The organism is Variovorax sp. FG153 (assembly GCF_057809595.1).
Genome location: NZ_JBMDKG010000052.1, coordinates 39,718 through 59,006 on the forward strand (window position 1 = coordinate 39,718; position 19,289 = coordinate 59,006).

The 19,289-nt window shown below is 72.0% G+C and carries 16 protein-coding genes and 2 riboswitches; of the genes, 8 read left to right on the plus strand and 8 right to left on the minus strand.

Annotation, left to right across the window (positions count from 1 at the left end):
* Position 1 precedes the first annotated feature (1 nt).
* Both ACODT0_RS35420 and ACODT0_RS35425 read right to left on the minus strand, forming a co-directional pair.
* Positions 2-628 carry a hypothetical protein gene (locus ACODT0_RS35420; RefSeq protein ID WP_422096608.1) on the minus strand — a complete coding sequence of 209 codons (627 nt, stop codon included), beginning with the start codon at positions 626-628 and terminating at the stop codon, positions 2-4.
* 15 nt (positions 629-643) lie between these two features.
* Positions 644-1,651 (minus strand): hypothetical protein, encoded by a 1,008-nt coding sequence (locus ACODT0_RS35425; protein ID WP_489043387.1) that lies wholly within the window; start codon positions 1,649-1,651, stop codon positions 644-646.
* Between the two features lie 139 nt (positions 1,652-1,790).
* Here ACODT0_RS35425 and ACODT0_RS35430 point away from each other — a divergent pair, with 139 nt between their 5' ends.
* The 4 genes from ACODT0_RS35430 to ACODT0_RS35445 all read left to right on the plus strand — a co-directional run bounded on the left by ACODT0_RS35430 (position 1,791) and on the right by ACODT0_RS35445 (position 6,352).
* A complete protein-coding gene (locus tag ACODT0_RS35430) occupies positions 1,791-2,852 on the plus strand; it encodes an NAD(P)H-dependent flavin oxidoreductase (protein WP_489043388.1) in 1,062 nt (353 codons plus the stop codon).
* Positions 2,853-2,882: 30 nt separating this feature from the next.
* Positions 2,883-3,551 carry an alpha/beta hydrolase gene (locus ACODT0_RS35435; protein ID WP_057596437.1) on the plus strand — a complete coding sequence of 223 codons (669 nt, stop codon included), beginning with the start codon at positions 2,883-2,885 and terminating at the stop codon, positions 3,549-3,551.
* 178 nt (positions 3,552-3,729) lie between these two features.
* Positions 3,730-4,662 (plus strand): DUF3014 domain-containing protein, encoded by a 933-nt coding sequence (locus ACODT0_RS35440; protein ID WP_057596438.1) that lies wholly within the window; start codon positions 3,730-3,732, stop codon positions 4,660-4,662.
* Between the two features lie 124 nt (positions 4,663-4,786).
* Entirely contained in the window at positions 4,787-6,352 is a 1,566-nt protein-coding gene (locus tag ACODT0_RS35445; protein ID WP_489043389.1) for an alpha/beta fold hydrolase, read from the plus strand.
* On the opposite strand, the gene ACODT0_RS35450 is transcribed toward ACODT0_RS35445, so the two are convergent.
* The 5 genes from ACODT0_RS35450 to ACODT0_RS35470 all read right to left on the minus strand — a co-directional run bounded on the left by ACODT0_RS35450 (position 6,295) and on the right by ACODT0_RS35470 (position 12,553).
* Positions 6,295-7,026, minus strand: a complete 732-nt coding sequence (locus ACODT0_RS35450; protein WP_261206674.1) for a Crp/Fnr family transcriptional regulator — start codon at positions 7,024-7,026, stop codon at positions 6,295-6,297. The two genes, ACODT0_RS35445 and ACODT0_RS35450, sit on opposite strands and share 58 nt — an antisense overlap.
* A gap of 5 nt (positions 7,027-7,031) precedes the next feature.
* Positions 7,032-9,944 (minus strand): aminomethyl-transferring glycine dehydrogenase, encoded by a 2,913-nt coding sequence (gene gcvP, locus ACODT0_RS35455; protein ID WP_057607547.1) that lies wholly within the window; start codon positions 9,942-9,944, stop codon positions 7,032-7,034.
* A 188-nt stretch (positions 9,945-10,132) separates the two neighbouring features.
* Positions 10,133-10,504 carry a glycine cleavage system protein GcvH gene (gene gcvH, locus ACODT0_RS35460; RefSeq protein WP_057597616.1) on the minus strand — a complete coding sequence of 124 codons (372 nt, stop codon included), beginning with the start codon at positions 10,502-10,504 and terminating at the stop codon, positions 10,133-10,135.
* 48 nt (positions 10,505-10,552) lie between these two features.
* On the minus strand, positions 10,553-11,752 hold the full coding sequence (gene gcvT, locus ACODT0_RS35465) for a glycine cleavage system aminomethyltransferase GcvT (RefSeq protein ID WP_489043390.1): 1,200 nt from the start codon (positions 11,750-11,752) through the stop codon (positions 10,553-10,555).
* Positions 11,753-11,767: 15 nt separating this feature from the next.
* A riboswitch (glycine riboswitch) is annotated at positions 11,768-11,874 on the minus strand.
* Positions 11,875-11,894: 20 nt separating this feature from the next.
* A riboswitch (glycine riboswitch) is annotated at positions 11,895-11,978 on the minus strand.
* Between the two features lie 23 nt (positions 11,979-12,001).
* Positions 12,002-12,553, minus strand: a complete 552-nt coding sequence (locus ACODT0_RS35470; protein ID WP_057597615.1) for a hypothetical protein — start codon at positions 12,551-12,553, stop codon at positions 12,002-12,004.
* 203 nt (positions 12,554-12,756) lie between these two features.
* Here ACODT0_RS35470 and ACODT0_RS35475 point away from each other — a divergent pair, with 203 nt between their 5' ends.
* The 4 genes from ACODT0_RS35475 to ACODT0_RS35490 all read left to right on the plus strand — a co-directional run bounded on the left by ACODT0_RS35475 (position 12,757) and on the right by ACODT0_RS35490 (position 18,870).
* Positions 12,757-14,796 (plus strand): acyltransferase family protein, encoded by a 2,040-nt coding sequence (locus ACODT0_RS35475; protein ID WP_489043391.1) that lies wholly within the window; start codon positions 12,757-12,759, stop codon positions 14,794-14,796.
* A 191-nt stretch (positions 14,797-14,987) separates the two neighbouring features.
* The gene (locus ACODT0_RS35480; RefSeq protein ID WP_489043392.1) at positions 14,988-15,488 is read left to right on the plus strand and encodes a sigma-70 family RNA polymerase sigma factor; all 501 of its coding nucleotides are present in this window, start codon (positions 14,988-14,990) and stop codon (positions 15,486-15,488) included.
* On the plus strand, positions 15,485-16,489 hold the full coding sequence (locus ACODT0_RS35485; protein WP_489043393.1) for a DUF4880 domain-containing protein: 1,005 nt from the start codon (positions 15,485-15,487) through the stop codon (positions 16,487-16,489). The genes ACODT0_RS35480 and ACODT0_RS35485 overlap by 4 nt, the downstream gene beginning before the upstream one ends.
* Positions 16,490-16,497: 8 nt before the next feature.
* Positions 16,498-18,870 carry a TonB-dependent siderophore receptor gene (locus ACODT0_RS35490; RefSeq protein ID WP_489043394.1) on the plus strand — a complete coding sequence of 791 codons (2,373 nt, stop codon included), beginning with the start codon at positions 16,498-16,500 and terminating at the stop codon, positions 18,868-18,870.
* Between the two features lie 16 nt (positions 18,871-18,886).
* Here ACODT0_RS35490 and ACODT0_RS35495 read toward each other — a convergent pair.
* Positions 18,887-19,289: YybH family protein (locus tag ACODT0_RS35495; protein ID WP_489043395.1), on the minus strand; the 403-nt coding region annotated here is incomplete at its 5' end.

Sequence of the window (19,289 nt, forward strand, 5' to 3'; positions counted from 1 at the left end):
TTCACCAGAACTTCCACCAGGGCCTGCGCACCGGCGCGGGTGCGGCCGAGGTTGCGGGCCGCTTCGCGCGCCCGGGCACGCCGCCCAGCGCATTCGCGCTGAAGCGCACGCTCGGCGAAGCCTTCGCGGTGGCGGCGGCGCGCGCACGGCCGTAGTTCATCGTCGGCGGTGCGAAGTTCGACGGCATGCCGTCGTCGTGCACGGCCAGGGTGCCGCCCGCGCGTTCCACCAGCAGCTGGTAGTAGTGCCAGACGTTGTCCTCGGGGCCGTTGACGATGCGGTTGTAGGCGCGGCGCCAGGGCCAGAACAGCTGCTCGCGCTGAGCGCTGCGCATGCCGGGGTAGCTGTCGTCGCCGAGCGCGACCACGCCCCATTCGGCGCCATGGTTGCGGCGGAACACCTCGCCCACGTAGCTGCCCAGGCCCTTGGCGTAGTCGAAGACCTGCGCGTCGCTGGGCTTGTCGTTGCGCGCGCGCAGGTGCAGTTGCTGCAGCAGCGCCTCGACCTTGCGGATGCTGGCGTCGGTGAAGTCGAGCGCCACGTCGAAGTTGCGGCGCGCGCGCTCGATCATCTCGGCCGCGGCCTCGGTGGCCTCGGCTTCGATGCGGCGGTCGGGGATGAAGCCCATCGCTCGGCGTCCGTCTCAGAACGAGGGCACGGGATTGCGGCCCTGCACCAGCGCATAGGCGCCGTTGCGCAGGCTGTAGACCAGCTGCTCGTCGACGGTCTGCACGCGCAGGTCGTTCGCATCGCGCGTGCGCGCGCCCTTGAAGACGATCTGCAGCTCGCCCGGATCGTCCTGCGTGCCGAGCGCGAACTCGGACTTGCCGTCGATGCGGAAGCAGGCGCCGCGCGGCGCTTCCTCGGGGCGCGTGGCCTGCAGCACCGACTCGCAGGCGCCGTCGGCACCGCCGTTGTCGGCGCCCAGCGGCACGCCCTCGATCAGTTGGCGCACCTCGGCCGCGCCGATCTCGTAGACCGAGAGCCAGCTGCCGCAGTAGCCCTGCCAGCAGCTGCCGCTCGTGACGGTCAGCACGAAGCGCTGCGGCGCGATGCGCTCCACGCGCGTGAGGCCGATGTTGCCCGAGAAGCCGAGGTAGTCGACGCCGTCGTTGCGGCCCGCGAGCTTCCAGCCCGCGTCGCCGTGCTCGAAGAAATAGGCACCGAGCCATGCGCCGGCCACATGGGCATCCATCGGCTGGCCGCGGTCGTCCACCGGCACGGTCTCGGTGAGCAGCACGGCATGCGTGTCGTCGAGCCGGACCACCTCGCGCGCCGAGACCTGCGCACGGGTCGGAGAGAAGCCCTCGGTCATCGGTTTGCCGTCGTTGCCGATCTCGGGCAGCTGCACGTCATCGGTGCGGCTCGCGGTCTCGCCGGCGGGCGGCGGCTCGAACAGCAGCGCCATCAGCGCGTCGCGCTGCAGCGTGGCCGAGAATTCGGGCCGGGGCGTGGCGGGCGGCGCCGGGTCCGCGGCGGCGGGCATGGCCTCCGCGGCGGCCGTGTCCTGTGCCGAAGTCGCACTTTCGGATTCGTTCTTCGTGCAACCCGCGAGCAGCATGAACATCACGGTACTAACGGCGAGCCCCGCGAGCGATGCAAGGGGCCGGCGGTGCGGAACAGGGCGGTTCGACGGGGTCGTTGTGCGCATGCGGGCATTGTTGCTCAAGCCGCACCGATGACCCCGCGCGGGCGGCGCGACCGCGCTTCCCTTCAGAATCGGGCGTGCGGCGCGCGCATCGGCACGCCGCCCCTTCCGAAGAATCCCCGTTCGCACTGGAGCCTCTTTCATGACCACCACCTCGACGCTGTTGCAACTGCTGGGCACCGAACTGCCGCTGATCCAGGCTCCCATGGCGGGCGTGCAGGGCAGCGCGATGGCGATCGCCGCGAGCAATGCGAGCGCGCTGGGCTCGCTGCCCTGCGCGATGCTCTCGAACGACGCGATCCGCACCGAAGTCGCGGCGATCCGCGCGGGCACGACGAAGCCCTACAACCTCAACTTCTTCTGCCACCAGCCGCCGGTGCCGAGTGCCGAGCGCGAGGCCACCTGGCGCGCCGCGCTCGGTCCCTACTACGCCGAGTTCGGCATCGACCCCGCGGGCATCGCGGCCGGCCCGGGCCGCAATCCGTTCAGCGCCGAGATCGCCGAGCTGCTGGCCGAATTCCGTCCGCCGGTGGTGAGCTTCCATTTCGGACTGCCCTCGGCCGAGCTGCTCGCGCGCGTGAAGGGCTGGGGCGCCAAGGTGCTGGCCTCGGCCACCACGGTCGAGGAGGGCCGCTGGCTCGCGGCGAACGGCGCCGACGCGGTGATCGCGCAGGGCCTCGAGGCCGGCGGGCATCGCGGCCATTTCCTGTCGCACGATCTCACGGCGCAGCTGGGCACCTTCGCGCTGCTGCCGCAACTGGCGCAGACCTTGCGCGTGCCGGTGATCGCCGCGGGCGGCATCGCCGATGCGCAGGGCGTGGCGGCCGCGATGGCGCTGGGCGCGGCGGGCGTGCAGGTGGGCACGGCCTACCTGCTGGCCAACGAGGCCACCACCAGCGCCATGCACCGCGGTGCGCTCAAGAGCGAGGCGGCGCGCCATACGGCGCTGACCAACCTGTTCACCGGCCGGCCCGCGCGCGGCATCGTCAACCGCGTGATCCGCGAGCTGGGCCCGATCGGTCCCGCGCCCGAGTTCCCGCTCGCCACCTCGGCGATCGCGCCGCTGCGCGCCAAGGCCGAGGCGCAGGGCAGCGGCGACTTCTCGCCGCTGTGGTCGGGCCAGAACGCGAGCGGTTGCCGCGAGCTGCCCACCGCCGATATCACGCGCTCGCTCGCCGAAGGCTTCAAGGCCTCGGTGCGCTGACAGGACCTTCCGCTTTCCTCTTCCATCGACATGACCACGCTCCAACTGCCGCTCCAATTCCTCGAACAACCGACCGCCGCCGGCACGCGCGATCCCTGGCTGCTGGTGCTGATGCATGGCGTGGGCAGCAACGAGCAGGACCTGTTCGGCCTCGCGCGCCTGATGCCGCCGCAGTTCCATGTGCTGAGCCTGCGCGCGCCCTACGTGCTCACGCCGGGCTCCTATGCCTGGTTCGAGTTCGAGGTGCTGCCGGACGGCCAGCGCCGCATCGACGAGGACCAGGAGCGCGAGAGCCGCTTCCTGGTCGGCGAGATGCTGGCCTCGGCCTCGGCGCAGCTGGGCATTCCACCCGAGCGCGTGGTGGTCGGCGGCTTCAGCCAGGGCGGGATCATGGCGCTGTCGCTGCTGCTGACCAGGCCCGCGTCGATGCGCGCCGCGATGGTCTGGCACAGCCGGCTGCTGCCGCAGGTGCTGCCCCAGGTGGCCGCGCCCGAGGCCTTCGAGGGCAAGTCGCTGTGGGTGAGCCATGGCAGCGCCGACAACGTGATTCCGCCCGCGGCCGCGCAGGCCACGCGCGAACTGGCGCGCGGCCTGCCGCTCGCGCTCGCGGGCAGCGATTTCCCCGGCGGCCACGAGATCCGGCCGGCCGAGCTGCAGGGCACGCTGGCCTGGCTGCAGTCGCTCACGGCGGCGCACTGAGCGCCGAGCGCGCGCCCCGGAAACCGGTGGCGCCGCAGGCGTGTCGAAGGTGGGCTGAACTTCCGTGTGGCGAGGGCGTCACACGGGGTTACGAGGACCGGCGCGTTCCGGTCCTCTTGTTCGTGCAACATGACGGTACGTCATCACGCACCGCACGCCACAGGAGAGACACGCCGCCATGCCCGAGAACGACAACAACGACTTCCGTGCCGAACGCGACATGAGCACCGCGGGCGAGACCCGCGACTACGCACCGCGCCGCGAACGCTCCATGCTGCCGTGGGCACTGCTCGTGCTGGTGCTGCTGGTGGCCGGCTACTTCGGCTGGCGCTGGTACCAGCAGCAGCAACAGCCCGTGGCTCCGCCGGTGGCCGCCACCACGCCCGAGGACGCACCGCCCGCACCCGCGCCGGCCCCCGTGGCCTCGGGGCCGCAGAATCCGGTCGACGCGCTCGCGCCGCCTGATGCCGCGCTGCCCTCGCTGGCCGATTCCGACTCGCGCGTGCTGAAGGCGCTGGCCGAACTGCTCGGCGGCAAGAACGCCAATGCCTTCCTGCGCCCCGACGGCGTGGTGCGGCGCTTCGTCGCCACGGTCGACAACCTCGCGCGCGAGCAGGCGCCCGCCAGCGCCTGGCCGGTGCAGCCCACGGGCCAGCGCTTCATCACCGAAGGGCAGGGGGCCAACCAGACCATCGCGGCCAACAATGCCGCGCGCTACAACGGCTTCGTGCTGCTCGCCGAATCGGTCGATCCGGCCAAGGCCGCGAGCGTGTATGCGCGGCTCTATCCGCTGTTCCAGCAGGCCTATGAAGAGCTCGGCTATCCGGGCCGCTATTTCAACGACCGGCTGATCGCCGTCATCGACCACCTGCTGGCCGCGCCCGAGCCCAAGGGGCCGGTGCAGGTGCGCCTGGTCGAGGTCAAGGGCGACTATCCCTCGCAGCGCCCGTGGACGCGCTACGAGTACGTCGATCCCCAGCTCGAGTCGCTCAGCGCGGGCCAGAAGATCATGGTGCGCATGGGCCCGGAGAACGAGCGCAAGCTCAAGGCCAGCCTGCGCGCGCTGCGCCAGCAGATCGCCACGGGCGAGGTCGCGAAGAAGAAGTCCTGAGCGCGGGCCGGCAGCGCGCCGGCCACGCCCCTGGCGACGCCTTTGTTCCCGCGGGGACAAACAGCATGGCTCGCCGTTCCTAGAGTCGCGTGCTTCGAAAGACACGACGAGGAGCGAACGAGACATGAAGACCCTGATCCACGCCATCGCGCTGTGCGCCGCCGCCTGCATGGCCTTGCCGGCGGCGCACGCGGCCACGGTGCAACAGCACGCGCTGCAATCGACGGTGCCCGATCCGCTCGCGGGCGCCGACGCGGCCAGGGGCACGAAGGTCGCGTTCACGCTGTTCCTGCCCGATGCGAAGCCCGAGGGCGGCTATCCGCTGGTGCTGCATGCGAGCGGCTTCGGCCTCGGCCGGCTGCGCGAACTGCCGCCGCGCGACACGGACCCGGGCGCGAGCTACTGGTCGCGCGTCGACCGCCTCGTGCCCACGCTGGTCGAGCGCGGCTATGCGGTGATCAGCTTCGACCATCGCGGCCATGGCGACAGCGGCGGCGACAGCCGCATCATGGATCCGCGGGCCGAGATCGTCGACATCCGCAGCCTGATCGACTGGGCCGAGCGCGAGCTGCCGCTGCGCAAGGGCGCCGACGGCAGGCCGCGCATCGGCAGCATCGGCGGCTCGTACGGTGGCGGCTACCAGATGCAGCTCGCGCAACTCGAGCCGCGCATCGCGACCGCGATCCCGTCGATGACCTGGTACGACCTGCAGCATTCGCTGGCGCCGCAGGGCGTGCTCAAGCAGGGCTTCGTGCAGTTCGAATGCTTCATGGCGCAGCGCGGCAAGGTGCGCGACGGCGGCCTGCTGCGGCCGCTGTGCGAGACGGCGCCGAAGCCCGGTGCCTGGGCCTGGAACGACATGGGCGCCGACGCGCAGCGGCTGCGCGAGGCCTACCAGGCGCACGGGCCCTCGGGCCTGAGCTGGGCTGGGCAGCCTTCGCGCCGTGTCGATGCGCTGGTGGTGCAGGCCAGCGAGGACGTGCTGTTCGACATGGACGAGGGCCTGCGCAACTGGCGCCAGCTGAAGGCCGGCGGCGGCGACGTGCGGCTCATGGTGCTGCGCTCGGGCCATGTGAATCCGCGCGCGGGGCAGCGCGACAAGCCCGCGCGCTGCGGCAGCGTCGATGCCATGGACGCGATGCTCGGCTGGCTCGATGCCAAGCTGCGCGACATCGAGCCGTCCGCGCCTTCGGTGCCCCAGCTGTGCATCGCGCTCGACGACGGCACGGCCTTCGAGGGCACGGCGCCGATCGCGGCGCAGTTCGGCGCGGCACTCGCGCGGACCGAGGTGCGCGCCGGTTCGCCGGCACCGGTCTTCGTTCCCTTGCCCACCGATGCGCCACGCGGCGCAGTGCTGGCCGGCGTGCCCGAGGCCGAGCTCGACGTGCGGGCGGCCGGCGGACCCGGCGTGGCGTTGGTGGGGCTCGCGCTGCGCCGCAACGGCGAACTGATGCTGCTGTCGGACCAAGTGGTGCCCGCGCCGCCGGGGCGGCAGCGCATCGCGCTCGGCGGCGTGGCCGCGCGCCTGCGGCCCGGCGACGAGCTCGGCGTGGCGCTGTTCGCCACCCATGCGCAGTATGTCTGGGCGCCCGTGTCGGGCACGCCGGTGGCCGGCATTGCCGGCGACAACGCCTATGCGGTCTCGGGCCGCGTGTGGCTGCCGCTCGCGGCCGAGGGCGCGGCGCGGTAGGCGCGCAGCGCATCGAGGTCGCGCAAGGTCACGACCTGGTAGCCCAGCGTCAGCAGGCCCTCGGCCTCGAGCCGCCGCAGCGCCGCGTTGAGCCGCGGGCGCGACATGTTGCAGTAGAGCGCGAGCTCGGCCTGCGACACCTGCAGCTCGAGCGAGCGCGGCGGAAAGCCCGCCGGGCTGAACAGCGATGCCAGGCTCTGCGCGACCTTGGCGACCGGGTCGAGCGTGCGGTCCGACAGCGTGACGGCCATCGACTGCGTGAGCCGCTCGCTCAGCAGCTGCAGCACGAAGCGGTTGAAGGCGCGGTTGCCGTCGAGCAGGTGGAAGAAGGCGGCCTTCGGCATCTTGATGATCACCGCGTCGGACAGCGCGACCGCGTCGCAGAAGCGCGGTTCGTTGCGGATCAGCTCGACCTCGCCGACCCAGCTGAAGGCCTGGCCCATGAAGGTCACGGGCTTGCCCGAGGCCGAGGTGGTGCACAGCTTCATGCTGCCGCGCCCCATGCCGACCCAGTGCTCGGCCGGGTCGCCGCGATGCCAGATGGCCTGGCCCGCGGCGAGTTCGACGAAGCGCAGCTGCGGCAGCAGCACTTCGGCCTCGTCGTCGCTCAGCGTGTGGGCCCAGACGCAGCCGCGCCAGCGCGACTTGAGCGAGGCGATCTCGCCGGGGTCCATGCGGCTCAGGCCGCTTCGGTTTCCTGGTACTCGCCCACGGGCACGCAGCTGCAGAACAGGTTGCGGTCGCCGTAGACGTTGTCGACGCGGCCGATCGGCGGCCAGTACTTGGCGTCCTTGAGCCCGGCCAGCGGGAAGGCGCCGAGCTCGCGCGCATAGGGATGGCCCCATTCGCTGCCGAGCAGGCTTGCGGCCGTGTGCGGTGCGTGCTTGAGCGGGTTGTCGTCCTTCGGCCAGACGCCTTCCTCGATGCGGCGGATCTCGCCGCGGATGGCGATCATCGCCTCGATGAAGCGGTCGAGCTCGGCCAGCGGCTCGCTCTCGGTCGGTTCCACCATCAGCGTTCCCGGCACCGGGAAGCTCAGCGTGGGCGCATGGAAGCCGTAGTCGATCAGGCGCTTGGCGACGTCCTCGGCGGTGACGCCGCTGGTGTCCTTGAGCGGGCGCAGGTCGAGGATGCACTCGTGCGCGACGTGGCCGTTGGGGCTCGCGTACAGCGTGGGGTAGTGGTCCTTGAGCCGCGCGCTGATGTAGTTGGCGCTGAGGATCGCGGTCTCGGTCGCGGCCTGCAGGCCCTTCGCGCCCATCATGCGGCAGTACATCCAGCTGATCGGCAGCACGGCCGCGTTGCCCAGCGGCGCCGCGGACACGGCACCCACGCCATGGCCCGACACGCCCGCGGTCGCATGGCCCGGCAGGTAGGGCACGAGGTCCTCGACCACGCAGACCGGGCCCACGCCCGGGCCGCCGCCGCCGTGCGGGATGCAGAAGGTCTTGTGCAGGTTCAGGTGGCTCACGTCGCCGCCGAACTCGCCCGGCGCGGCCACGCCCACCAGCGCGTTCATGTTGGCGCCGTCCACATACACGCGCCCGCCGTGCGCATGCACCAGCTCGCACAGCTCCTTCACGCGGGTCTCGAACACGCCGTGCGTGCTCGGGTAGGTGATCATCACCGCGGCCAGGTTCTTGCCGTGCTTCTCGCAGGCGCGCTTCAGGTCGTCGAGGTCGACGTTGCCCTGCGCGTCGCAGGCCGTCACCACCACCTGCAGGCCCACCATCTGCGCGCTAGCGGGATTGGTGCCGTGCGCCGACGAGGGGATCAGGCAGATGTTGCGGTGGCCCTCGCCCTTGGCCTCGTGGAAGGCGCGGATCGCCAGCAGGCCCGCGTACTCGCCCTGCGAGCCGGCATTGGGCTGCAGGCTGATGCCCGCGTAGCCGGTGGCTTCGCAGAGCCAGGCGCGCAGCTGGGCGTCGAGCTGGGCATAGCCCTGCAGCTGCTCGGCCGGCGCGAAGGGATGGATGTTCGCGAACTCGGGCCAGGTGATCGGGATCATCTCGCTGGTCGCGTTGAGCTTCATGGTGCAGCTGCCCAGCGGGATCATGCTGCGGTCGAGCGCGAGGTCCTTGTCCGACAGGCTGCGGATGTAGCGCAGCATCGCGGTCTCGCTCTTGTGGGTGTTGAACACCGGGTGCGACAGGAAGGCGCTCGCGCGGCGCAGTTCCTGCGGAATGCGCGGCGCGGTGTTGGCGGCCAGTTCCTCGAAGCGCGGCATCGGCGTGCCGGCGGGCACGAACAGCGCCCACAGGGTCTCGACGTCGGCGCGCGTGCTGGTCTCGTCGAGCGAGATGCCCAGGTGCTGCTGCAGCCGCTGGCGCAGGTTCACGTTGGCGGCCTGCGCGCGCTCGAGGATCTTCGCGGTGTCGTCGCCGGTGCGGATGGTCAGCGAATCGAAGGCGGTCTCGTTGACCGGCTCGCGGCCCATCTGGGCCAGGCCGCGCGCGAGGATGGCGGTGAGCGCGGCCACGCGCTGCGCGATGCGCGTGAGGCCGTCGGGCCCGTGGTAGACCGCGTACATGCTTGCGACCACGGCGGGCAGCACCTGCGCGGTGCAGATGTTCGAGGTCGCCTTCTCGCGCCGGATGTGCTGCTCGCGCGTCTGCAGCGCGAGGCGGTAGGCGGGGCGGCCATGGGTGTCGACGCTCACGCCGACCAGGCGGCCCGGTAGCGAGCGCTTGAAGTCGTCGCGGCAGGCCAGGTAGGCCGCGTGCGGGCCGCCGTTGCACAGCGGCATGCCGAAGCGCTGGGTGGTGCCGCAGACGATGTCGGCATCCCATTCGCCGGGCGGCGCGAGCAGGGTCAGCGCCAGCAGGTCGGCCGCGACGCAGAAGGCCGCGCCGTACTGATGCGCGTGGCCCGCGAGCGGGCGCAGGTCGTGCACGTGACCGGTGGTGGCCGGGTACTGCGCCAGCACGCCGAAGAATTCGCCGCTGGCCATCAGGTGCGGCAGGGTTTCCGAGGCGGTGCTGACCTTGACCTCGATGCCCAGCGGCGCGGCGCGGGTCTTCACCACCTCGATGGTCTGCGGATGGCAGTCGCCCGAGACCAGGAACACGTTGCTCTTGCTTTTCACGCTGCGCTTGGCCAGCGTCATCGCCTCGGCGGCGGCGGTGGCCTCGTCGAGCATCGAGGCATTGGCGATCGCCATGCCCGTGAGGTCGCACACCATGGTCTGGAAGTTGACCAGCGCCTCCATGCGGCCCTGCGAGATCTCGGCCTGGTAGGGCGTGTAGGCCGTGTACCAGGCCGGGTTCTCGAGGATGTTGCGCAGGATCACGCCCGGCGTGTGGGTGCCGTAGTAGCCCTGGCCGATGAAGTTGCGGAACACCTTGTTCTTCGCCGCGATCGCCTTGAGCTCGGCCAGCGCATCGGCCTCGGTGGCCGGTGCCGGCAGCCGCATCGGCTTGCTGCGCCGGATCGCCGCGGGCACGATGCCGTCGATGAGTTCGGCGCGCGTGGCCGACCCGATCACGGGCAGCATGCGCGCCTCGTCGTCGGCATCGATGCCGATGTGGCGGGCGATGAATTCCTCGGCGTTCTCGAGTTCTTGCAGGGTGGGCAGGGCGGCGGGGGTGGGCATGGCGGGCGGGGGAAGAAGAGGCAGGGGAGCGGACTTCCGGACGCAGAGGACGCGAAGGTTGCGCAAAGGGCGCGAAAGAACTCAGTGAAAAAAGGACCAGGCAGGGGGCGATGCCGAAGCCAGTTCTCTTTTTTGCGTTCTTCGCGAAACCTTCGCGTCCTCTGCGTCCGGCAATCCGATTTCAGGACTTAGGCTTCGTCGGCAAATTTGCCGTAGGCGGTCTCGTCCATCAGCGCGTCGAGCTGCGCCGGTTCGGACAGCTTGACCTTGAAGAACCAGCCTTCGGCCAGCGGTGCACTGTTGGCGAGCGAGGGATCGGCGCGCAGGGCCTCGTTGACTTCGGTGATCTCGCCCGAGACGGGCATGAACACGTCGGCCGCGGCCTTCACCGACTCGACGACGCCGGCGACATCGCCCTGGGCGAAGCTCTTGCCGACCTCGGGCAGGTCGACGAAGACCACGTCGCCCAGCGCGTCCTGCGCATGGACGGTGATGCCGACCGTGGCGTTGCCGCCCTCGGCCTGCACCCATTCATGGTCCTTGGTGTACTTGATGCTCATGTCGAAAAACTCCTCGTGGATAAAAAGTGGCCGATGCCGGGGCGTAGGTTAGCCGCGGTAGTAGCGGGTCGGCACGAAAGGCAGCGTCGAGACCTCCATCGGCACCGGCTTGCCGCGCACGATGGCCTGCACCCGGGTGCCGGGCTCGGCGAAGGCGGTGGCCACGTAGCCCATGGCGACCGGCCGGTCGGCCGTCGGACCCAGCAGGCCGCTGGTGACCTGGCCGATGTCCTGGCCCTCGAAGGACTGCAGCGGCGTGCCGTCGCGCACCGGGATGCGCTCGAGCGCGACCAGGCCGACGCGGCGGCGCTTGAGCGTGTCGTGGTCGAGATGGCCGGCCGCGCCGGTGGCGGCGGTGAGCTGGGCCAGGATCTTCTCGGCGCCGGGGAAGCCACCCGCGCGCGCGCCGCCCGTGCGGCGCACCTTCTGGATCGCCCAGTTGAGCGAGGCCTCGACCGGCGTGGTACTGGTGTCGATGTCGCTGCCGTAGAGGCACAGGCCGGCCTCGAGCCGCAGCGAGTTGCGCGCGCCCAGGCCGATGGGCTTGACCTCGGGCTGGGCCAGCAGCAGTCGCGCCAGCGCCTCGGCGTCCTTCGCGGCGACCGAGATCTCGAAGCCGTCCTCGCCGGTGTAGCCGCTGCGCGTGACGAAGGCGGCTATGCCGCCGATCTGCACCGCGCCGCCGGTCATGAACACGAAGCGCTCGATGCCGGGCGAGAGCCTTGCCAGCGTGGCCGCGGCCTGCGGTCCCTGCAGCGCGAGCAGCGCCTGCTCGGGCAGCGGCTGCACCTGGCAGCGCTGGCCGATCTTCTGCTGGATGTGGGCGATGTCGGCCACCTTGCCGGCGCCGTTGACGATCACGAACAGCGAGCCGTTGCCTTCGTTGAAGAACATCAGGTCGTCGAGGATGCCGCCCTGGTCGTCGAGCAGCAGGCCGTAGCGCTGCTTGCCCGCGGGCAGGTCGATCACGTCGACCGGCATCAGGGTCTCGAAGGCGGCCGCGGCATCGGGCCCGGACAGGCGCAGCTGGCCCATGTGGGAGATGTCGAACAGGCCCGCGGCTTCGCGCGTGTGCCTGTGCTCGGCCATCAGGCCGGCGGGGTACTGGACCGGCATCGAATAGCCGGCGAAGGGCACCATGCGGGCGCCGAGTTCCAGGTGCAGCGCGTGCAGCGGGGTCTTGAGCAGTTCGGATTCGGGGGCGGAAGCAGCCACGGGGCACTCCTGGGGGCAGCAATCGAATGCCATGGCTCGCGCCATGGGGCCACCCCTGCTGTCCGCTTTACCTGAGAGATTCGCCCCACGATCGGGGTTTGCTCCTTCGGTGGACCGGGCGCCTGCGGCACCGGCCTCTCTCCAGCAAGGAAACGCCGTCCCGCGAGGGCCGGCGCTGTGTCAGTCCTTTTGCCTGAGCGTTCGGGGGTTCCCTGCGCCTTCGGCGGCCCCGTGCGGGGCTCTCTCCTGACCCGGGCGAGTGTAGTGGATTGCGGCGCCGGTTCAGTGCATCACTTCGGCCGGCGGCAGCAGCCGCTCGATGCGCTCGCGCAATGACTCCGCGCGCTCGGCGCCGGCCGTCTTCTCGACCTCGGTCAGCATCAGCGCGGCGATGGTCAGCATGGCCTCGCGGTCGCGCGCCTCGCGCAGCGCGTCGCGCATCTGCAGCGCGAAGCGCGGATCGCGGCGCACGAACATGCGCTCGCAGATGTCGAACAGGAACATGCGCGTGGTGGCCAGCGAGCGCTTGCCGTCGAAGGCGTCGGCGGCGGTCGAGACGTGGATGGGTTCGGCGGCCGGCGCGGGCTGCGGTTCCGGCGCCGCGGCCTCCACCGTCTCCACCACCGCCACCGTGCGCGGGTCGTGCAGGTAGCCGCGCTCCACCAGCGTCATCAGGGCCTGCTCGGCATCGCCGCGGCTCGCGAACAGCGGGCTGAAGTCGGTCAGCGAGCGGCGGCCGTCGGCCATCAGCAGCAAGGCCCGTTCGCGCTGGCTCAGGGTGCGCTGTCCGCCCTGGAGTTCGTCGCGCGCCTTGTCGGTCTTGGTGGGAAACATGCGGTGCCGCCGGGTCCGGGATGGAGCCCGAGCATCGCGGATGCGCGTGACATCTTCATGAAGCGCGGAACACCAAAGGCTTAAGCGTCGCCCGTGCGTGCGCTGCGGGTTTCGCGCTTCCGTTCGGCAACCCGGCAAGCCCTCGCGACAAGACCGGAACGCGCTCCGGACGGCGCGGGCTGCACCGGATGTTGCCGACCCCGATGAGCACGAGCCCGACCTTTCGCGACCTGCCGATGCGCGCGCCGGCCATCGCGGCGAACACCGCCGCGCGGGCCGAAGCCTATCGCGCCGACATCGACGGCCTGCGCGCCGTCGCGGTGCTCGCGGTGGTGTTCTTCCACGCCTTTCCGCGCGCGGTGCCCGGCGGCTTCATCGGCGTCGATGTCTTCTTCGTGATTTCGGGCTTCCTGATCACCTCGATCCTGCTGCGCGCGCAGGCCGAGGGCCGCTTCAGTTATCGCGACTTCTATGCGCGGCGCGTGCGGCGCATCTTCCCGGCGCTGCTGCTGGTGCTTGCCGCGGTGCTGGCCTTCGGCTGGTGGGTGCTGCTCGACGACGAGTTCAGGGCGCTCGGGCGGCAGGCGGGCGGCGGCGCCTTCTTCGTGGCCAATCTGGTCTTCTGGCGCGAGGCCGGCTACTTCGACGCCGCGGCCGAGCTCAAGCCGCTGCTGCACCTGTGGTCGCTGGGCATCGAGGAGCAGTTCTACATCCTGTGGCCGGTGCTGATCGCGCTGAGCTGGCGCCGGCGCTGGCCGCTGCTGCGCGTGCTGTGGCTGGTGGCGATCGCCTCCTTCGCGATCAACGTGCTGGGCATCCATTCGCATCGCGGGGCCTCGTTCTATTCGCCGCTGTCGCGCGCCTGGGAACTCGCGGCCGGCGGCATCGTGGCCTGCCTGCAGCTGCGGCCGGGCCACGCGCCGCCCGCGGGCTGGCGTGCCCACCTGCTGTCGCTGGCGGGCGCGGCGCTGATCGCGCTCGGCCTGGCGACGGTGCGCGCCGACAAGGCCTTTCCGGGTGGGTGGGCGCTGCTGCCGGTGGCGGGCGCGGCCTGCTGCATCGCGGCCGGCGGCGGCGGCGTGCTGAACCGGCGCCTGCTGTCGAACCGCGTGCTGGTGTGGATCGGCCTGCTGAGCTATCCGCTGTACCTCTGGCACTGGCCGGTGCTGAGCTTCCTGCGCATCGTGCTGCCGCGCGAACCGCACGAGCTCACGGGGCTGGCCGCCTCGGTGCGCGTGGCGGCGCTGGCCGCGAGCCTGCTGCTGGCCGCCGCGACCCATGGCTGGCTCGAGCGCCGGCTGCGCGCTCGCGCGGGCGGCGCCACCGTGCGCTGGCTCGGCGCGGGCATGGTGCTGGTCGCGCTCGCGGGTTGCGCGGTGCAGGCCGGGCTGCCGGCGCGGCTGCACGGGCCGGCGCTGCAGCGCATGGCCGATGCGGCGGCCGACCGCGACTACCACGACGGACCGACCACCGGCGAACTCGGCCCCTTCGTCACCTACCGCATCGGCGAGGGCGCGCACAAGGTGCTGCTGATCGGCGACAGCCACGTGATGCAGTACGCGCCGCGCGCCGCGGCGCTGGCACAGCGCGCGCCCGGGCGCATGGCGAGCTCGTACTTCACGGTGTTCCTGGCCTGCCCGCCGATCCCCGGCGTGTTCGCGCGCCAGGGCATCGAGTGCGGCGCGCGGCGTGACGAAGGGCTGCGCATGGCGCTCGAGGGACCGTTCGAGACGGTGCTGGTCGGCGCCTGCTGGAACTGCTACTTCACCGAGACCCTGGGCCTGCCGATGGGCTTCGACCTGCGCGAGGGCGAGGCCGCCTATCCGATCGAGCGCAGGGAAGGGGAGGCGCGCGCGCTGGCCGCGCTCGAGGGCCTGCTGGCAGCGCTGGTGCAACGCGGCAAGAAGGTCTACCTGCTGCTCGACAACCCGGGCGGCAGCGGGTTCGACCCGGCGCGCATGCTCGAGGGCAGCCGGCTCGGTTCGTTGCGGGTGTCGCGCGAGGTCACGGCGCCGCAGCCGCTGTCGCAGGCCGCGCTCAACGACCAACTGCTGCGCATCGCGGCGGCCAGCGGCGCCGAGGCCATCGACGTCACGCGCCGGATGTGCCGCGGCGGCCGGTGCGATCGCACCCTGCCGGACGGCAGCCCGGCCTTCATCGACGAGCAGCACCTGCGGCCGGCCTTCACGCGCGCGCATGCGGACTGGCTCGACGAGGTGCTGCTGCGCGGCCCGCCGTCCTGAGTCATGCCGTCCTGAAGCACATTGTTGCAATCGGGCATTGCGGGTTTTGCGGCGCCGTTCGTCAAACGGGGGATGCGACAGACACCGATGCACCGTTCTCCACCCTCCGCCCCGGGCGCCGGACCGCGCCGCGGGCTCGCCGATAATCGGGCGCCCCGCGGCCGGCGGGGCGCCTTCTTCCCGTGCCAGCCATGACGGATCTCGTCTCCACCCCCAGCATCGAAACGCTCTACGGCGACCACCATGCGTGGCTGCAGGGCTGGCTGCGCCGCAAGCTCGGCAATGCCTGCGATGCGGCCGACCTGGCGCAGGACACCTTCATGCGCGTGCTCGGCCGGCCGCGCGAGCTCGCCGAGCTGCGCGAGCCGCGCGCCTGGCTCACGACCATCGCGCACGGCCTCGCGGTCGACCACGTGCGGCGCAAGACGCTCGAGCGCGCCTGCCTCGACGCCATCGCCCACCTGCCCGAGCCGCAGGCGCCGTCGCCCGAGGCGCAACTGATGCTGGTCGAGGCGCTGGTGCGCATCGACGCCATGCTCGACGGGCTCGCGCCCAAGGCCCGCAGCGCCTTCCTGCTGTCGCGGCTCGAGGGCCTGGGCTACAACGAGATCGCGCGGCAGCTCGGCGTGAGCCTGAGCTCGGTCGAGAAATACATGGCGACCGCGATCCGCCACTGCCTGTCGCTGCGATGAGCGGCCGCGCGGCGCCGGAGGGCGGCGCTCCACCCGAGGTGCTCGACGAGGCCATCGCCTGGGCGGTGCGCCTGGGCTCGGGCAGCGCCGGCGCCGAGGTCCAGGCCGCCTGCGAGGCCTGGCGCGCGGCCGATCCTCTGCACGAGCAGGCCTGGCGGCAGGTGCAGTCGGTCGAGGAGGCCTTCCGCCAGGTGCCGTCGGGCACGGCCTCGCTGGCCCATGGCGCGCTGCAGTCGGCCGCCGGCCTGCAGGCCCGCGGCCGGCGTCGCGCGATTCGGCTGCTGGGGCTGGTCGCGGCCGGCGGCGTGTTCGCCGCCTGGCTGTGGCGCGAGGCGCCCTGGCTGCAGCGCACCGAGTACCTCACGGCGATCGGCGAACGCCGCCGCGTCGTGCTGGCCGACGGTACCGAGCTGAGCCTCAACACCGGTTCCGAGGCCGAGGTGCTGTTCTCGCCGCTGCGCCGGCTGATCGTGCTGCGGCGCGGCGAGTTGTTCGTGCGCACCGGCGCCGACGCCGACTCGCTGGTCGGCCGCCGCAGCTTCTGGGTGCACGCGGCGCAGGCCCGCTTCGAGGCCATCGGCACGCGCTTCGGCGTGCGCCAGGCCGGGAGCGAGACACGGCTGTCGATGAGCGAGGGCCAGGTCGCGATCCACGCGGGCGACGCGCCACCCGTGTTCGCGCAGGCCGGCGACCGCTTCGTGGTGCGCGCGAACGGCGCGGCGCCCGAGCGCGCCGCCGAGGCCGGCTTCGAGGCCGATGCCTGGACCGATGGCGCGCTGGTCGCGCGGCAGATGCGGCTCGATGCCTTCGTGGCCGAGCTCGCGCGCTACCGCCAGGCGCCGCTGGCCTGCGATGCCGAAGCCGCGTCGCTGCGCGTGTCGGGCGTGTTCCAGCTCGGCGGCGCCGATCCGGTGGGCCGCGCGCTCGACGCGCTGGTGCGCACCCTGCCCGTGAAGGTGGTGCGGGGCGCCGGCGATGCATTGACCGTGGTACGGCGCTGAGCATGCGCGTGCCGATCCGTTCGCGGCGGCTGCCGGCCCGCCAGGGCGTGCTGGCGCTCTGCCTCGGGCTCGCGCTGTGCGGCCAGGCCGCCGCGCAGCCGGCCGACGGCATGGCGCGGGAACGCATCGAGCTGCCGGCCGGCACGCTCGAGGACGCGCTCAATGCCTTCGCGCGCCGCGCGGGCATCACGCTGTCCTTCGATCCCGCGCTGGTGCGCGGCCGCGCGAGCGCCCCGCGCTCGGTGGCGAGCGCGCCCGCCGAGGGGCTGGCCGCGCTGCTCGCGCCGCATGGCCTGCAGGCGCAGCGCAGCGAGGCCGGCGGCTACCTGGTGCGGCCCGGCACGCCGCAGCCGGCGCAGCAGGCGCAGGAAGGGCAACTCGCCCCCGTGATGGTCGAGGCCGAAGCGGAGCGCGCGGAGGGCCCGGTGAACGGCTACGCGGCCCGGCGCAGCGCCACCGCGAACCGCATCGACACCGCGCTGGCCGAGACGCCGCGCGCGGTCAGCGTGGTGTCGCGCGCGCAGATCGAGGACCAGGGCGCGCAGACCGTGGGCCAGTCGCTGCGCTACACGGCGGGCGTGCTGACCGAGGTCGCGGGCTACGACCCGAGCACCTCGGCGATCACGGTGCGCGGCTTCTCGCCGGCCGAGCTCCTCGATGGCTTCCGGCTCTTCGCCTCGGGCGACTACGCGGGCTGGCAGGTCGAGCCGCAGGGGCTGGAGCGCGTCGAGCTGCTCAAGGGGCCGGGCTCCGCGCTCTACGGTCAGGGCGCGCCCGGCGGCGTGCTCAACCTGGTGTCGAAGCGGCCCACGGCCGACGCGGTGCGCGAGGTGGGCCTGACGCTGGGCAGCCATGCGCGCAGGCAGGGCAGCGTCGACCTCGGCGGCGCGATCGACGAGGACGGGCGCTGGACCTACCGGCTCAACGGCCTGCTGCGCGACAGCGGCGGCCAGACCGACTTCTCGCGCGACGACCGCCAGTTTCTCGCGCCCGCGCTGCGCTGGAGGCCCTCGGCCGACACCAGCCTCACGCTGCTGGCCGACATCACGCGCGACCGCGTCACGCCCAAGAGCTGGTGGCCCGACTACGCGCTCGTCGTGCCCAATCCCCACGGCCGCATCCCGCCGAGCCGCTCGATCGGCGAGCCGGCCATCGACCGCTACGACCGCGACACGGCCTCGCTGGCCTACCTGCTCGAGCACCGCATCGACGCGCGCTGGAGCTTCCACCAGAAGGCCCGCTTGTCGCACTCCGCGCTCGACTATGCGCAGGTGCGCGGCACCGGCTTCGCGGCCGACAGGCGCACGGTGGAGCGCAGCACGCTGCTGTCGCGCTCGCGCGGCCGCGCCATCGCCTTCGACAACAGCATCGAGGGGCGCCTGCGGCACGGCGACTGGTCGCATGTGCTGCAGTTCGGCGCCGACCAGCAGTACTTCCGCGGCAGCGACGAGTTCGGCGCGGTCGCGGCGCCGTCCATCGATGCCTTCTCGCCGGTGTACGGCGCGCCCGTGGACCTGCCGCGCACCAGCGCGAAGACCCGGCGCCTGCGCATCAACGGCTTCTACGTGCAGGACCAGATGCGCTCCGAGCGCTGGACGCTCGACCTCGCGCTGCGCCACGACCGCGGCAGCAGCCGCTACGACGACTACAACACCACGCAACTGAGTACCCGCAGCCACACCAGCTACAACCTCGGCGTGCTGTACCGCGGTGCCGGCGGCTGGTCGCCCTATCTCAACCAGTCGAGCTCGTTCATGCCGGTACTGGGCGCGGACTTCAACGCGGCGCCGCTGCGCATCGACACGGGCCGGCAGTTCGAGCTCGGCCTCAAGTACCAGCCGCCGGGTACGCGCTCGCTCTACACGGTCTCGGCCTTCGAGCTCACGCGGCGCAGCAGCTTCACCGGCGACCAGCGCAACTACCTCGGCCTCGAGATCGTGCCGGCGGTGGTGCGCGCGCGCGGCCTCGAGTTCGAGGCGCGCCTGGCGCTCGGCGCGCGGCTGCGCGCGCTCGCGAGCTACACCTGGCTGGATGCGCGCGTGCTCGAGAGCATCGACACCGCGCAGGTCGGCAAGCGGCCGCGCCAGTCGGCGCGCCACAGCGCCTCGCTGTGGCTGGACTACCGTTTCGCGGGGGAGGCGCTCGCGGGCTGGAGCCTGGGTGCAGGCGTGCGCTACGTGGGACGCGTGCCCGCGCGCGCGGACAACGCCTTCCACAACCCGGCCTACACGCTGGTCGACGTGGCGCTGCGCCACGACCGCGGACCCTGGAGCTATTCGCTCAATGCCACCAACCTGTTCGACCGTACGTACGTGTCGAACCTCGGCCAGGCCTTCGGGCAGCGGCGCACGCTGCAGGCGCGCGCCGTCTACCGCTGGTGATGCACGGCGGCGGCGTTCAGCCGCCCGCGCTTTCCTTGCGGATCAGCCAGCGGCCGTCGACACGCTGCAGCTCGAGCGTCTTGCGGCCGCTCTCCTTGATCTTGTCGGCGGCGTAGCTCTGCTTGAACTTCGCGGTCGCCGTGTTGCCGTTGACGCTGACCACCAGGTTGTCGACCTTCACGCTGATGCTCGACTTGTTGCCGATGCGCTTGCGGCGTTGCTCTTCCCAGGCCTTGTGGCTGGCGCCCTTGGCGGGCTGGAAGTCGCTCGCGTAGCTCGCGAGGTACTTGTCCACGTCCTTCGAGGCCCAGGCGGAGGCCCAGGCGAGCACGGCGGCCTCGACCTCGGCCGGCGCGGCGCTGGCCGCGGCGGGAGCGGGTGCGGCCGGGGCTGCCGCGGGCGCCGCGGCGGAGGCGGCA

Excerpts from the sequence above, each read along its gene's own strand:
- ACODT0_RS35420 (WP_422096608.1), bottom strand. The coding sequence starts at position 628 with ATGGGCTTCATCCCCGACCGCCGCATCGAAGCCGAGGCCACCGAGGCC.
- ACODT0_RS35425 (WP_489043387.1), bottom strand. The coding sequence starts at position 1,651 with ATGCGCACAACGACCCCGTCGAACCGCCCTGTTCCGCACCGCCGGCCC.
- ACODT0_RS35430 (WP_489043388.1), top strand. The coding sequence starts at position 1,791 with ATGACCACCACCTCGACGCTGTTGCAACTGCTGGGCACCGAACTGCCG.
- ACODT0_RS35435 (WP_057596437.1), top strand. The coding sequence starts at position 2,883 with ATGACCACGCTCCAACTGCCGCTCCAATTCCTCGAACAACCGACCGCC.
- ACODT0_RS35440 (WP_057596438.1), top strand. The coding sequence starts at position 3,730 with ATGCCCGAGAACGACAACAACGACTTCCGTGCCGAACGCGACATGAGC.
- ACODT0_RS35445 (WP_489043389.1), top strand. The coding sequence starts at position 4,787 with ATGAAGACCCTGATCCACGCCATCGCGCTGTGCGCCGCCGCCTGCATG.
- ACODT0_RS35450 (WP_261206674.1), bottom strand. The coding sequence starts at position 7,026 with ATGGACCCCGGCGAGATCGCCTCGCTCAAGTCGCGCTGGCGCGGCTGC.
- gcvP (WP_057607547.1), bottom strand. The coding sequence starts at position 9,944 with ATGCCCACCCCCGCCGCCCTGCCCACCCTGCAAGAACTCGAGAACGCC.
- gcvH (WP_057597616.1), bottom strand. The coding sequence starts at position 10,504 with ATGAGCATCAAGTACACCAAGGACCATGAATGGGTGCAGGCCGAGGGC.
- gcvT (WP_489043390.1), bottom strand. The coding sequence starts at position 11,752 with ATGGCATTCGATTGCTGCCCCCAGGAGTGCCCCGTGGCTGCTTCCGCC.
- ACODT0_RS35470 (WP_057597615.1), bottom strand. The coding sequence starts at position 12,553 with ATGTTTCCCACCAAGACCGACAAGGCGCGCGACGAACTCCAGGGCGGA.
- ACODT0_RS35475 (WP_489043391.1), top strand. The coding sequence starts at position 12,757 with ATGAGCACGAGCCCGACCTTTCGCGACCTGCCGATGCGCGCGCCGGCC.
- ACODT0_RS35480 (WP_489043392.1), top strand. The coding sequence starts at position 14,988 with ATGACGGATCTCGTCTCCACCCCCAGCATCGAAACGCTCTACGGCGAC.
- ACODT0_RS35485 (WP_489043393.1), top strand. The coding sequence starts at position 15,485 with ATGAGCGGCCGCGCGGCGCCGGAGGGCGGCGCTCCACCCGAGGTGCTC.